Origin of the sequence: Streptomyces sp. NPDC020917, from assembly GCF_044333795.1 — a bacterium.
In the GTDB taxonomy this organism is placed as follows: Bacteria; Actinomycetota; Actinomycetes; order Streptomycetales; family Streptomycetaceae; genus Actinacidiphila.
The window spans coordinates 1-13,307 of record NZ_JBIRRR010000045.1 but is presented as its reverse complement, the minus strand read 5'-3'; the positions used below and the strand labels follow the sequence as shown (position 1 = coordinate 13,307).

At 69.8% G+C, this 13,307-nt stretch carries 7 protein-coding genes; 5 read left to right on the top strand and 2 right to left on the bottom strand.

The features are described 5' to 3' along the window. On the bottom strand, positions 1-1,008 hold a 1,008-nt coding region (locus ACH4TG_RS40745), incomplete at its 3' end, for a sigma-70 family RNA polymerase sigma factor (RefSeq protein WP_398248347.1). Between the two features lie 931 nt (positions 1,009-1,939). On the opposite strand from ACH4TG_RS40745, the gene ACH4TG_RS40740 reads away from it, so the two are divergent. Then, positions 1,940-3,463 (top strand): MFS transporter, encoded by a 1,524-nt coding sequence (locus ACH4TG_RS40740; protein WP_398248345.1) that lies wholly within the window; start codon positions 1,940-1,942, stop codon positions 3,461-3,463. 754 nt (positions 3,464-4,217) lie between these two features. Next, the gene (locus tag ACH4TG_RS40735; protein ID WP_398248343.1) at positions 4,218-4,520 is read left to right on the top strand and encodes a hypothetical protein; all 303 of its coding nucleotides are present in this window, start codon (positions 4,218-4,220) and stop codon (positions 4,518-4,520) included. A gap of 275 nt (positions 4,521-4,795) precedes the next feature. Here the strand turns inward: ACH4TG_RS40735 and ACH4TG_RS40730 are convergent, their stop codons facing one another. Then, on the bottom strand, positions 4,796-4,975 hold the full coding sequence (locus tag ACH4TG_RS40730) for a hypothetical protein (RefSeq protein WP_398248341.1): 180 nt from the start codon (positions 4,973-4,975) through the stop codon (positions 4,796-4,798). A gap of 1,000 nt (positions 4,976-5,975) precedes the next feature. On the opposite strand from ACH4TG_RS40730, the gene ACH4TG_RS40725 reads away from it, so the two are divergent. The 3 genes from ACH4TG_RS40725 to ACH4TG_RS40715 all read left to right on the top strand — a co-directional run bounded on the left by ACH4TG_RS40725 (position 5,976) and on the right by ACH4TG_RS40715 (position 11,506). After that, entirely contained in the window at positions 5,976-7,496 is a 1,521-nt protein-coding gene (locus tag ACH4TG_RS40725) for an FAD-binding oxidoreductase (protein ID WP_398248339.1), read from the top strand. 497 nt (positions 7,497-7,993) lie between these two features. Beyond that, a complete protein-coding gene (locus ACH4TG_RS40720) occupies positions 7,994-9,277 on the top strand; it encodes a BTAD domain-containing putative transcriptional regulator (RefSeq protein ID WP_398248337.1) in 1,284 nt (427 codons plus the stop codon). 462 nt (positions 9,278-9,739) lie between these two features. Further along, positions 9,740-11,506 (top strand): FAD-dependent monooxygenase, encoded by a 1,767-nt coding sequence (locus ACH4TG_RS40715; protein WP_398248335.1) that lies wholly within the window; start codon positions 9,740-9,742, stop codon positions 11,504-11,506. Positions 11,507-13,307: the final 1,801 nt, after the last annotated feature.

Here is a 13,307-nt window from a genome sequence, read left to right as displayed (position 1 = left end):
GTGGGTGTAGTGGGTGAGGTGGGTGAGTTTGTTGGGGTTGGCGTTGATGTAGATGTTGTTGATGTGGTGGGTGGGGGTGAGGTCGAGGGTGATGGTGGCTTGGGGGGTGTGGTGGTGATGGAGGAGGGCGGTGGGTTGGTGGTTGAGGGTGGTGTAGGTGGTGGTGAGGTGGGGGTTGGTGTGTTGGGCGTGGTGGGTGAGGAGGTGGGCGATTTTGGTGGGGCCGTGGTGGGGGCCGGTGGGGGGGTGGGTGGTGCCGTTGGTGTCGCTGTGGAGGGTGGTGGTGGGGGTGAGGAGGTTGAGGAGGTTTTGGAGGTTGCCGGTGCGGGTGGCGGTGAGGAAGTGTTCGGTGATTTTTTGTTGGGTGGTGGGGTCGGGTTGGTAGCGGGGTTGTCGGGTGTGGATGTGGGTGCGGGCGCGGTGGGCGAGTTGGCGGATGGCGGCGGGGGTGCGGTTGAGGGTGTGGGCGGTTTCGGTGTGGGTGTAGCCGAAGATGTCGTGGAGGAGGAAGACGGCGCGTTCGAGGGGGGAGAGGGTTTGGAGGATGACGAGGAGGGCGAGGGAGATGGTTTCGGTTTGGATGATGGTGTCGGCAGTGTCGGTGGTTTCGGTGGTGGTGGGGGTGGTGGTGTGGTGGGGGGTGGGGAGGGGTTCGGGGAGCCAGGGGCCGATGTAGGTTTCGCGGCGTTTGTTGAGGGTGGTCTGGTGGTCGAGGGCGCGGTTGACGGCGATGCGGGTGAGGTAGGAGCGGGGGTTGTTGATGGGTGTGGCGTGGGGGTTGGTGTGGCGGGTGGTGTAGGCGAGCCAGGTTTCTTGGAGGACGTCGTCGGTGTCGGTGATGGTGCCGAGCATGTTGTAGACGATGGAGAAGAGGAGGTCGCGGTGTTGGGTGAAGTGTTCGGTGGCCGTGGCCGTGGCCGTGGCCGTGGCCGTGGCCGTGGTGGTGGCCGTTGCGGTGGTGGTGGGGGTGTGGTGGGGGGTTAAGGGGGTGGTGGTGGGGTGGGGCATGGCGGGGTCCTTTCGGTGGTGGGTGTGTGGTTGTTGGGGGGCTACGGTCTGTAGTTAAGAGGTGCCCGGGGGGTGGGGTGTGACTGTTCTGGTGGGAAGTGGTTTACGTCACATCGCTGGTGGGTGTGGGGGTTGGGGTGGCTGCCGGTGGGGTGTGGTGGCTGCTCTTTTTTTGTGTCTGGGGGTGGGTCGGTTGAGGTCGCTGGGGGGGTGGGTGGGTCGGGCCGGTGGTGGTCGGGTTTGCCCGGGGGCGGGTGTGGGTGCGGGTGTGGGGTGCGGTGGTGCTGTTGTTTGAGGGTGGGCCTTGGGGTGGGGGTGGGGCTTGTTGCGGGCTTGGGGCTGGCTGGTGTGGTGGTGGTGTTCTGGTGGGGGTGTGCCGGGGGATTGGTTCGGCGTTGTGGTGGCCTGAGCGTGGCGGTGTGTGAGGGGTAAGGGGCCGGCGGGCTTGGTCCCACGCCTGGATCCGGTCCCGGTTCCCGCCCCTTGGTCCGGTCCCGGTTCCCGCCCGTTGATCCGGTCCCGGTTCCTGCCCTGGTCGTGGCTCTGGGTGGGGTTCTGGGTGGGGCTTGGGTGTGTCCGTGTGGTGGCCTTGACCTGGGGTTTTGTTCCCTGGTGCTGGTGCTGGTGCTGGTGTGGGGTCGTGGTCGTGCCGGTTGTCGTGGCCCCTTTTGTTGTGCCTGGTTCTTCTTGTCTTTGGGGGGCGGGTCCGGGGCGGGTCCGGGGCGGGGTCCGGGGCGGGGTCTGGGGCGGGGTGTGGGGCGGGGTGTGGGGCGGTTTGGGTGGGGGTGTGGGGTGGTCTGGGTGGGTGCTGGTGGGGGTTGGGGGTGGGTGCTGGGGGTGGTGGGGGGGTGGGGATGTCACATGTGGGGCGTGGGATCTGTCGTATAGGGGAGACCTGGATTCGGGTTCGTTTGGGTGAGGGAGTGGGATCGTGGCAGTACAGGATGCAGCCTCGGCTACCGAGGCGGCCGGGTCGGTGGGGAGGGATCCTCGCCGGTGGCTGGTCCTCGCGGTGATTTGCATCGCGCAGTTGATGGTGGTGCTGGATACGACGGTGATGAATCTGGCGTTGCCGTCGGCGCAGCAGGATTTGGGGTTCTCGAACGCTGACCGGCAGTGGATCGTGACGGCGTATTTGTTGTCGTTCGGGTCGTTGTTGCTGTTTTGCGGTCGGTTGGTGGATCTGATCGGTCGTAAGGAGACGTTCCTGACGGGGTTGGTCGGGTTCGCGGCTGCTTCTGCGGTGGGTGGTGCTGCGACGAATTTTGAGATGTTGGCGGCGTCGCGTGCGTGTCAGGGTGTGTTCGCGGCGTTGTTGGCGCCGGCGACGTTGGCGTTGTTGACGACGACGTTCACGGATCCGAAGGAGCGGGGTAAGGCGTTCGGTGCGTTCTCCACGATCGCGGCCAGTGGTGGTGGTCTGGGGTTGATCATCGGTGGTGCGTTGACGTCGTCGTTGTCGTGGCGTTGGTGCATGTACATCAATCTGGTGTTCGCTGGTCTTGCGGTGGTCGGTGGGTCGGTGTTGATGTCGCGGCCGGCGAAGCGGTCGGGTGCGCGGTTGGACGTGCCTGGTGTGGTGGCGGTGTCGGGTGCGATGTTCTGCCTGGTGTATGGGTTCTCGAATGCGTCGACGCATCGGTGGGGCACGCCGTCGACGTGGGGGTTCTTGATCGCGGGTGCGGCGTTGATGGTGGTGTTCGCGTTCTGGCAGTCGCGGGCGCAGCAGCCGTTGTTGCCGCCGCGGATCGTGCTGGACCGTAACCGTGGTGGGGCGTATCTGACGATGCTGCTGGTGGGTGCCGCGATGTACGGCATCTTCTTGTTCGTCATCTACTACATGCAGAACACCCTGGGGTATTCGGCGTTGCGCTCGGGTGTGGGGCTGTTGCCGATGGTGGGTGTGGTGGCGGTGGCGGCGAGTATCGGCAATATCAAGCTGATGCCGCTGGTGGGTCCCAAGCCGCTGGTGACGGCGGGTCTGCTGCTGGGTGGCGGTGGTATGACGTGGCTGACGGGCATTCATGTGGATTCCAGTTATGCCGGTGCGTTGCTGGGTCCGTTGATGCTCGCGGGTGCGGGGATGGGTCTGATCTTCTCCTCGACGCTGCGTACCGGGACCTCGGGTGTGGCGCCGCATGATGCGGGTATCGCGTCGGCGAGTATCCAGACCGGGCAGCAGATCGGTGGTGCGATCGGTCTGGCGTTGCTGAACTCGATCGCGACCAGTGCCACGACGCGTTACGTGGAGCATCACGTGCAGGGCCGGCCGACGCCGGCGTTGATCCACCAGGCGACGATCCACGGTTACACCACGGTGTTCTGGTGGTGTGCGGGGATCTTCGCGTTCGGTGCGGTGGTGTGTGGCTCGTTGCTGCGGCGTGGTCCGCTGCCGACGCCGGGTGCGCCTGGTGCGAAGCCGGCGGCCACGGCGGAGCCGGCCGCGCAGGCCTGAGGCGAAACCGTGCCCGCACCCCCGCGCTGTGGGGGGTGCGGGCACGGCCTCTTGACTCCGGGCCCGCCCTTGGCCCCGCCATCGAAGGCGCCCGCAAGCCGGCCGGCCGGAGTCCGCAGCCGGCCATGGCCGGGGTGAACCCCGGTTCCGCGCCGGGCCTGGCCCCGGCGGACCCTGACGGATCCCCAGGCCCAGCATGGGCCTGGCCGGACAGCACTGCACAGCCGTGGCCTGGCCGGACTGGCCTGGCCTGGCCTGGTTGTTTCTGCACTGCACTGCACTGGACTGCACTGGACTGCACTGCACTGCACTGCACTGCACTGGACTGCACTGGCCTGGCCTGGCCTGGCCTGGCCTGGCCTGGCCTGGCCTGGCCTGGTTGGTCTGGTCTGGTTCCAGGGCTGTGGCTGGTCGGGCCCGGGCGCGGACCTGACGGGCTGTCAGTTCTGCTGTCTGGTGGTCGGGTTCGGGTTCTGGGCCTGGCGCCCCTTTGGGGGGGGGGCCGGTTCGGGGTCGTGCCGGTCCTGCTGGTGTCGCGTGGGTGCGTCGGCTCTGAGGGGTTCGGCAGGTCCGCGTCCTGTTCCCGCGCCCGTGTCCGTGCCTGTGCCTGTGCCTGTGTCTGTGCCGTGCTGTCGGGGCTTTGGGGTCCTGGGCTGTGTGCCTGGGCCTGTGAGTGCTGGGTTCGGTCTGCCTGGCCCGGGTGTGGTCGGGGGTGGTGTGAGTTGTCCGTGTGTTGTGGTGAAGGAGATTTTTGATGAGTGTGCGTATGTTCCGTGCGTCGATCAAGCCTGAGCATGTCGCTGACATGGAGGCGGCGGGCAAGGAGCTGTTCGCGGCGATCGAGGCTGTCCAGCCGCAGGGTGTGCGTTATTCGTGGTGCAAGCTGGCGGATGAGGGCTCGTATCTGCTGGTGGTGGATCTTCAGGATGATGCGGCGAATCCGCTGGCGGCGATTCCCGCGTTCGGTGCGGTGATGGGCGAGTTGAAGGGGAAGTGGGCTGCGCAGCCTTTGACGATGGAGCAGTTGACGCCGATCGGGTCGTACGGGCTGTTCTGACCTTTCCCCTTGCCGGTGTCGTGCCGGTGAGGTGCTGGTGCAGGTGTTCGGGCTCTGGTTGCGGGTGGTGACCTGTCGTGGTCGCCGTCCCGTGACCGGGGCCCGACTGCGTTGCTGCCCGCCCCGGCCTGGCGACACCCCCACCCCCACCTTGGGGGACCGACGAAATGGGCTGGGGAAGGTGAAGAAATGCGGGGCGAGTTTCCGGTCCCGGGGATGGGCCCGTCCGGCAGGTCTTTAGGACGAGGCTGTCGACGGCCGGCGCCCGCGGCGGGTCAGTCGATGCCCTGGTCATGCCCGGTCGGTCCGGCGTAGTGACGGGACAGACCCGCCTCGTGCTCTCGCCGGGACTGCGTCATCCGGTGCGCCTCGGGAAAGTCGTAGCGCTTCATCCGGTCCCGCTCCGACACAGCGGCGCGCATCCGCCGCACCAGCCACTTCCATGCCGACGTCACGGCAACTCCCTTCAGCCGTCGTACCCGCGCCGGCTCACCGCCGACCGGGCGCGCTCCAGAACGCGTGACCGCTTTGTGCCCGCCCCGGCGCGCGTCACGCGGGAGTTGAGCAGATCGTGAGCGTGCCCCGCACGCAGGCGGCCGTCCGTCACGATCGGGACGTAGCCGCTTGGCAGCGGCGCGCCAGGCCGTATGCGCGCTGAGCCTTGGCTGGGAAGCTCGTTCCACCGGGCTGGGATCGCGTGGCGTCGCTCGAGATCGTTTTCGCAGGTCAGCGACTTCCGTCGGTGGCGCACCTTGAGTCCCGCCCCGGGGCCTGCCCCGCCCCGTGCCCTGCCTGGCCTGCCTTGCCTCGTCCTGGGGGGCGTGTTGCGTGGCGTGGGGTGGCGTTTTCGGGGTGGGTGGCGTGTGGGTCCGTGTGTGGGGGCCCGGTGTTCGGGGGAGTGGGGCCCGCGTGTGGTGGCCGCGTGGCCTGCCTTCGCGCCTGGCCGTGTACTGCCCCTGCGCCTGGCCGCGCCTGCCGGCCCCTGCGCTTGCCGGTCCCTGCGCCAGTCGGCTCGTGTGCCTGGCCGTGTCTGCCGGCTCCTGTGTCTGCTGGGGTTTGTGTCCCCGCCCGCGTGGTGCGTCTGCCCCCGTCTGTGTCCCTGCCTGCGTCAGGGCTTGCCGTCCGCGCGTTGTGTCTGGTGGGTGTTTGGGGGCTTGTCTGTTGGTTGGCTGTGGGGTTTGTGGTGGGGGTGTGTGGGTGGGGTGTGTGTTGTGGTGGTGTGGTGGGGGTGGTGTGTTGGGGGGTGGGTGTGGGGTGGTTGTGGCTGGTGAGGGCCAAGTGGGCGCCAAGGTCGCGTGGTTACGTTGAACGGTGGTGTCGTCGGCGTCCGCGCATGTCGTGTTTGTTGCGGCTGTGGGGGGTTGCCGCGGCTTGCCGGCGGTCCGCTGTGTTGGGAGGCGTCGTTGTGGCGCGTTTGCGGTGGGCCGTGTCATCCCCTCACGAAAGGATCAGCTCATGGTCAATCGGCGATCTTTCCTCGTCGGTGCGGGTGGGGCGGCTGTGTTGGCCGCGACGGGGCTGTCGGGTTCTGCTGTTGCGCGGGCGGCTCCTGGGGTTGGTTGGGATCGGTTGGGTCGTCATCTGGCGGGTCGGTTGGTGTTGCCGTCGGATGCGGGGTATTCGACGGCGAAGCAGTTGTATCTGGCGCAGTTCGATGATGTGTTTCCGCAGGCGGTTGCTTATTGTGAGTCGCCGTGGGATGTGTCGTTGTGTCTGCGTTTCGCGGAGTGGCATGGTGTGCCGGTCGCGGTGCGTAGTGGTGGGAACTGTGCGGGTGGGTATTCCACGAAGCCGGATTCTTTGGTCATCGATGTGTCGGAGTTGAACGAGATCGCTGTGGGCCGTGGCGGGGTGCGGATGGGTCCCGGGGCGCAGTTGGTCGACATCACGGACACGTTGGGCCGGCAGGGGTTGGCGATCGCGGACGGGTATTGTCCGACGGTCGCGGCGGGTGGGTACTTGCAAGGTGGTGGGGTGGGTCCGTTCACCCGGCATATGGGGGTGGCGACCGACAGTGTGACGTCGGCGCAGGTGGTGTTGGCCGATGGGCGGTTGGTGACGGCGTCGCCGTATGAGCATCCGGATCTGTTCTGGGCGTTGCGTGGGGGTGGTGGCGGGAACTTCGGTGTGGTGACCTCCTACGAGATCACGCCGACGCCGTTGGATCTGCTGGACACCACCACGTTGTTCTGGCCGTATGACCAGGCGGTCGACTTGTTCGACGGCTGGTCGCAGTGGCAGGCCGATGTGCCGTGGTCGATCGGGAGTGCTTTCCTGATCACGTTGCTGGACGCGGCGCCGGGCAATGTTCCGGTGGTGTCGTTGTTCATGGGTTCGGCGGACACTGGTGGTGTGCTGGATCGTGAGGTGCAGCGGCTGATCTCGCTGGTGGGGAAGCCTCCGGTGCAGCAAAGGCCGGTCAGGGCGCCGTATCAGCAGATCATGATGGGTTTTTACGTGTGTGGCGACAAGACGGTCGAGCAGTGCCACCGCACGGGTGCTGTTCCCGGGGGCATGCTGCCGCGGATGGAGTACGGGATCTGGCGCAGCCGGTTGTTCAGCGAGCCGCTGCCGCACGAGGGCTGGTCGAAGGTGGTGGAGGTCTTCGACACCGAGCGGCAGGCGGGGCAGATGCGCCAGTTGCAGGTGGTGACGATGGGCGGGAAGGCCAACACGGTGCCGCGGGACGCGACGGCGTTCGTGCACCGCGACACGATCTTCTCGGCGGCGTTCTTGGCTTCGAACGCCACCGGTCCGGTGCCGCAGGAGGCGGTGGCCTCGGCGGAGCACTTCGCCGACGCCGGGTTCGACGTGATCGACCCGTACTCCAACGGTGAGACGTACCTGAACTTCTACGACCCGCGGTTGGAGGACTGGAAGGGCGGTTACTACGCGGAGAACTATCCGAAGCTGAGCCGGGTCAAGCACGAATACGACCCGTACGACCGGTTCAACTTCGCGCAGAGCGTGCGATGAGCCGCGTCTGAACCAGCCCTTGGTTGTGCGAGGCCGGTTGCGGCCCGCGCCCCCGATTCCGGCCCCTTGCGTCCCGCACGCACACGGCCGGCCGGGGGGCGCGGGCCGCACCCCGTTGCGGCGGTGTCCGCACCCCCAGCCCGGCAGCCCTGGCAGCCCTGGCCGTGTCGGCATGCGGGGGCGGTCCGCGGTGTCGGCGTGTGGTGGCGTGTTGGTGTGCGGTGGTGTGTGGCGAGTGTGCGTGCGGTGGGGTGTGCGGTGTGGTGTGTGTGGGGGGGGGCTTGAGGGTGGCTGGAGAATCGTTTGGTGCTGGCTTGGCGGGTTGACCTTGGGCGCATAGGGTCGCGCGCAGTGGTGCAGGGTTTGTTTGTTCCTTGTATGCGCCGGTGAGTGCCGGCGGACTGCTCTCGTGCACGATGCAACCGGCGTCACCGATCCGCGTTTGGTCGAATCAGCCAGCTCCGCTGGACCAGGCCGTGGAAATGGAGAGTTCACGGATGGCACACGAGAACGTCGATGCCGGTGTTCCGGCCGCTGCTGTGGAGTCGGGTGGCGGGTTCGGGGGGTCTTTAGGGGGTGGCGGTTGCGTGCCGGGCGGTGATCCGCAGGGTGGGCGTATCGCGGCGCTGGAGCGTGAGGTGCGGGAGTTGCGCCGTACCAACGAGGTGCTGCGGGTGTATGTGGCCCGGGAGTTGGATCTGGATCCGGATGCGTGGCCGGGTGATCGTGGCGGGTCGGACATCGGTGATGTGTTGCCGGGGCGGCCGGGTGAGCTGCGTTCGGTGGCCGGGCGGCGTGGACGGGGTGGCGGTGGGCCGCGGCCGATGGTGGCGTTCCGGGCGCTTGGTCCGATCGAGGCGGTGGTGGGTGGGCGGCTGGTGGACCTGGGTGCGCCCAAGCAGCGTGCGTTGCTGGCGTTGCTGGTCAGCAAGGTGGGTCAGCCGGTCGCGGTCGACATGATCGTGGAGGAGTTGTGGGCGGGTAGCCCGCCGCGTTCGGCGATCGCGAGCTTGCAGGCGTATGTCGCGAATCTGCGGCGGGTGCTCGAGCCGGATCGTGCGCCCAGGACGGCGCCGGCGGTGCTGCGGACCTACGAGCGCGGCTATCTGCTGGAGCGGCGGGTCGTGGAGGTGGACGTGGACCGTTTCAGTGACCGGGCGGTCGCGGGCTGGCAGGCGTTGGACTTCGGTGATCCGCAGGTCGCGGTACGGGAGTTCGAGGACGCGTTGGCGTTGTGGCGGGGCCGGGCGTATGGGGAGGTCGCTGACACCGCGTGTGTGCGGCCGGACGTGGCGCGGCTGGAGGAGTTGCGGCTGTCGGTCGTGGAGGGCCGGTGCACCGCGCTGCTGGCGGCCGGCGCGCATGAGATCGCGGTGGCTGAACTCGAGGCGTTCGTGCAGGCACACCCGTTGCGGGAGTACGGGTGCGAGTTGTTGAGCTTGGCGTTGTACCGGGCGGGGCGGCAGGCCGACGCGTTGGCGGTGCTGCGCACCAACCAGCGCAGGCTGGCTGAGGAGTTGGGGATCGATCCGCGGCCGGCGCTGCAACTGCTGGAACGGCAGATCCTCAACCAGGCGCCGTCCCTGGACTGGCGGCCCGCCGGCGGCCCCGCCCGCCCGGCGGCCTGGCCCGACCGCGGTGGTGACCGCGGTGGTGACCGCGGTGGTGACCGCGGTGGTGATCGTGGTGGTGATCGTGGTGGTGAAAGGGCCGGCTCCTGGCCTCGGCCGGCACCGGCCCGCCCCACGTCGCCCACCCGCTGCCTGTCCGCCTACAACTGACCCCCCGCCCCACCACCCCCCGGCGAGCAGCGGCCCGCCCCCGGGCAACGACCCACCCCGGCAAGGATCCGACCCTGGCACCGGCCCGCCGCCCCCGGGGGCGGCACCACGCCCCGCCCCGTGTCCGGCCGCAACCACCCTGCGCCCCCGGCCTCTGCGCCCCCGGCCTCTGCGCCCCTGGCCTCTGCTCCCCTGGCCCCTTCGGTCCTGGCCTCCTTTGGGTGGTGGGTGCCAAGTCGGCGCCAAGTGGGGGGCTAGTGCGGGCCAATGGGTGCGGCTGATGCTGGGCGTTGCGGCATCGGCTGAAAAACGCCGTCGGGGCGGCTGTCCGGGTGTGGTGTTCGGTGGCCCGTGTTGTCGGTGTGCAGTGGTGTTCTTGGCCTGCTTCCGGGGCGGGGACATTCGTGTGTGTTCGTCTGGCGCCCCGTTGCGTGTGGGCCCTCGTCTGATGGAAGGCCGGTTATGGACGTTACCGAGGTTCCGGTTCTGATCGTGGGCGGTGGCGGCTGCGGCTTGTCGGCGTCGGTGTTCTTGTCGGACCTGGGTGTGGGGCATCTGCTGGTGGAGCGGCATGCGGACACCTCGATCCTGCCGAAGGCGCATTATCTGAACCAGCGCACGATGGAGATCTTCCGTCAGCACGGCCTGTATGAGGCGGTGGTGGAGCGTGCGGCCGTCCCGGAGCAGTACGGGCGGGTGCGGTGGCAGACGACGTTGACCGGTCAGGGGCCGCTGGATCGGCGGGTGATCCACGAGATGGATGCCTTTGGTGGCGGTGCGATGACGGCGGTGTATGCCGCTGATGGGCCGGTGCTGCCGGTGAAGTTGCCGCAGTTGAGGCTGGAGCCGATCCTGCGCCGGCAGGCCGAGGAACGCAATCCGGGCGGGGTGCTGTTCTCCCACGAGTTGGTGTCGTTCACCGACGAGGGGGACAAGGTCGTCGCCGAGATCCGTGATCTGGACAGCGGTGCCCTGCGGCGGGTCGCGGCCCGGTATGTGATCGCCGCCGACGGGGGTCGCACGCTGGGCCCGCAGGTGGGCGTGCGGATGCAGGGCGTGGACAAGATGGTCGATGTGACCACCGCGTACTTCTCCGCGGACCTGTCGCCGTGGTGGCACGAGGGCACGATCATCACGTGGTTCGTCAACCCCTACCAGCCGCTGTTGAGTAGCACGCTGCTGGAGATGGGCCCCACCTGGGGGGCCCACTGCGAGGAGTGGGGCCTGCACTTCACCCTCGGGGACGCGGACCGCACGGACATGGACGCGGTCGCCGCCCGCATACGGCAGGTGCTGGGCCTGCCCGAGGTGGAGTTGAGTGTCCACAAGGTCTCGCACTGGTCGGTCGAGGGAGTCCTGGCCGACCGCTACCGGGCCGGCCGGGTCCTGATCGTCGGGGACGCCGCGCACCGTCAGCCGCCCACCACCGGACTGGGCCTGAACGGCGGCATCCAGGACGTCCACAACCTGGCGTGGAAACTGGCCGCGGTCACCGCCGGCCGCGCCGATGACGCCCTGCTCGACAGCTACGCCAAGGAACGGCGGCCGGTGGGTGGACGCAACGTCGACTGGGGTCTGGCGGCATGGTTCCACCACCGGTTGATGACCGAGGCCGCGCTGGGCCTGGGCGCGCACATCCCGCCGCAGCGCCGCCCGCAGGCGTTCACCACCTACTTCCAGGACAGCGAGGTCGGCGAGGTCACCCGCGCCCGCGCGGCGGAGATCTTCGACACCCACCGCGCCGAGTGCCAGGCCCACGACCTGGAGATCGGCTTCGCCTACGACGACGGCGCGCTCGTCGGCGACGGCAGCAGCCGCCCGCCGCGCTCCGCGATGGGCGAGGTGTACAGGCCCACCACCCGCCCCGGGCACCGGCTGCCGCACGCCTGGCTGCACCACGACGGGAAGCGGCTGTCCACCCACGACCTGGTCGGCCACCGCGGCGGGTTCGCGCTGCTGACCGGCCCCGGCGACCGGGGCTGGGCGCAGGCCGCCGAACAGGTCGCCGAGAAGTTCGCGGTGCCCATCACCGTCGCCCGCATCGGCGAGCGCGCCCCCTACACCTCGACCGACTGGCCCGACCTGCGGGAAGTCACCGACCAAGGCGCGATCCTGGTACGCCCGGACAACCACGTCGCCTGGCGCTCGGCCGGCGCGGCCGACAACCCCGCGAGTGTCCTGGCCACCGTGATGTCCACCGTCCTCGGCCAAGGCACCGGCCAGGAATAACCCCCCGGCCCCGGGGCCACACCCCAGCCCTGAGACCCCCCGGGCGCCCCGGCCCCTGGGCGCCCCGAGACCCCCGGGCGCCCCGGGCCCCCGGACTCCCCGGGCCCCCCGGACTCCTCGGCCCCTGGGCTCGCCGGGACGGCCCCGGGCGACGGCCACCGCGCGCACCCCAAGCACACGGGCCACGCGGGCGCGCGGTACGCGGGGCGCAAGGGTTGCGGGGCCGCCGCCGGGGGGGCTCGCGCTCGGTGGTGCCGCGAGTCGGCCGGTTTCCTGCCACGGCGTTGCGGCATGTCACCGTGCACGGTCTCGCGCGTCGCGGTGAGGGCGGGGCGGTGAACAGGGCCGTGCGCCGGTGGGTGCGGCCACGTCCGAGGCCAGGCCCGCGGGTTGGCATCCGACGCCCCGCAGGGGCGGTGGCCCCATCGAGCGCGGGCAGCGCGTCGCCACGCCCCAACCGCCCCTACGCGCACGGGGTGTCGGGCCGCCGGCCGGGGCGGGGGTGCCCCTCGCCGGTCTTCGGAGCGCGGCAGTGGACCGCCGCCCTCAACCGTGCAGCGGCTGTCGCGGTTCTCAACGGCCGGTAGCGGCTGGGGCGTCAACGGCTTGTGGTGGCTTCGGGCCGTGAACGGCCGGCGCTGGTGGCAGCCCGCAGCCCGCGGCCCGGTAGCCCGGCAGTGCCGGGGGTGCACAGCCGCGTTTTGCGCGCGGGCATGCGCGGCGCCGCGTATCAACTGCCGTGAACCGCAGGGCTGTCGGGGATCCGGTCGGGGGCGGCGCTGCGGCGGGGTTGGCTCGGGAGCGCGACGGCGGGCGGTCGTTCTCGACGACCAGCCGGTGGCGTGGTCTTCGACGTGGGGCGGTGCCGCGGCGGCCGGCAGCCGCCGGTGCGTGGGGGCGGTCGGCGGGCGGGGTTGCGGGGGTGTTCTCGACGAACGGTGTGGCCGCGGTCGTCGATGGCTCGCGGGGGTGGGGGTGTGTGGTGGTGGGCGGGCTGCCCATGGTGGTCGATGGGCACGGGTATTGAGGCGTGTTCCCCGCAAGCGGGGGGGGGTGTTGTTGCGGGGTGTTCGCGGGGCGGGGGATGTCACAACTTTTGCGTGTGGCCAGTCATATCCAGTGAAGCGGCCTTGAGTTCGACGAGGAGAAGTTCATGTCCACACCCGGCGCCGTGCCTGCGGCGGCCGTGCCTGCGGGCGGTGGCTTACGCAGGTGGGTCATCCTTGCCGTGATCGGTGTGCTGCTGTTGTGGAGCTCCTTCCTGCCAGCTGCCGTGCGGGGCGCGGCGTTGACCCGGGACCTGGCGCTGCCACCGGCATCCCTGCCCCTCGCGCTCGTCGTCCTGGCCGTCGCGCTGGTCGCGGTCACGGCTGTTGCCGTGGTCACCGCGTCCGGAGTGCGCGGGGTGCGCGGGGTTGGCCAGGGCGCGGGCGCGGGCGTGGGCGCGGGTTGGCGGCCGCGGGTGGCCGCGGGCGCGGGGGTCGTGGTCGCCTGGAGTCCTTCCGGTGCCGGGCCCCGGCACGCCGCCGGCCCGGCCTGGGGCTGCTCGGTGGTGCCGGAACCGGCCGCTTGTGAAGGCTCGTTCACCGCGCAGGGCCGGCGGTGTGCGGGCCCGCGCCCGCCGGCCGGCGCCGGTGTCGGCGACACGACCGGCCGGATGCTGCCCCACCGCGCACCCACCCCCACCCCCACCCCAAACCCCACCCCAACCCCAAGTCCTACCCCAGCCTCGGCCCCAGTCCCAGCCTCGGCCCCAAGCCCGACCCCGAACCCGGCCTCGGCCCCGGCCCCGGCCCCGGCC

Excerpts from the sequence above, each read along its gene's own strand:
- ACH4TG_RS40735 (WP_398248343.1), top strand. The coding sequence starts at position 4,218 with ATGAGTGTGCGTATGTTCCGTGCGTCGATCAAGCCTGAGCATGTCGCT.
- ACH4TG_RS40725 (WP_398248339.1), top strand. The coding sequence starts at position 5,976 with ATGGTCAATCGGCGATCTTTCCTCGTCGGTGCGGGTGGGGCGGCTGTG.
- ACH4TG_RS40720 (WP_398248337.1), top strand. The coding sequence starts at position 7,994 with ATGGCACACGAGAACGTCGATGCCGGTGTTCCGGCCGCTGCTGTGGAG.
- ACH4TG_RS40715 (WP_398248335.1), top strand. The coding sequence starts at position 9,740 with ATGGACGTTACCGAGGTTCCGGTTCTGATCGTGGGCGGTGGCGGCTGC.